Raw genomic sequence first — 460 nt, forward strand, 5'->3', positions numbered from 1 at the left:
CTTTTCCAGCTCTCGGACTGGGTTTGCGATGTGGGGCTTGAAAGCGGATGGATCTGGAACGGGAAGAAGGGGCAAGGAGTCACCTCTGCGTTTGCTGGCCAACCCCTCGATACCATACCTCTGCCACGCATCGACCCAGCGCTGCATTTGGGAGCGATTGAGACTAAATCGCTCACTAGCCCGTCGGATTGATAGGCCTTCGACGATCTGTCGCACCACCTCGATCTTGAAATCGATGCTGTGATAACGATAACGCTTTTGTAGAGCCGCTTTTCCGTGATTGGCATAGGCGCCAATCCATCCTTTTACCTGCACCACGCTGACGTCATGCACCCTAGCGAGGTGGCCGTAGCTGCAATCGCCCTTTTGGTACTGAGCGACGATCTTCAATTTGAACGCTAGAGAGTACTTGGGCATGGTACGCCTTCAAGGCAGCGTCCAACTTTCGGGGGTCATTTCA

1 protein-coding gene is annotated in these 460 nt (G+C 54.1%); it reads right to left on the minus strand.

Annotated elements, in window-relative coordinates; all coding sequences use genetic code 11:
- Window positions 1–417: helix-turn-helix domain-containing protein (locus RND78_RS27925; protein WP_312733478.1), on the minus strand; the 417-nt coding region annotated here is incomplete at its 3' end.
- Between the last annotated feature and the right edge of the window lie 43 nt (window positions 418–460).

Origin of the sequence: Pseudomonas oryzihabitans (assembly GCF_032027545.1) — a bacterium.
Taxonomy (GTDB): domain Bacteria; phylum Pseudomonadota; class Gammaproteobacteria; order Pseudomonadales; family Pseudomonadaceae; genus Chryseomonas; species Chryseomonas oryzihabitans_F.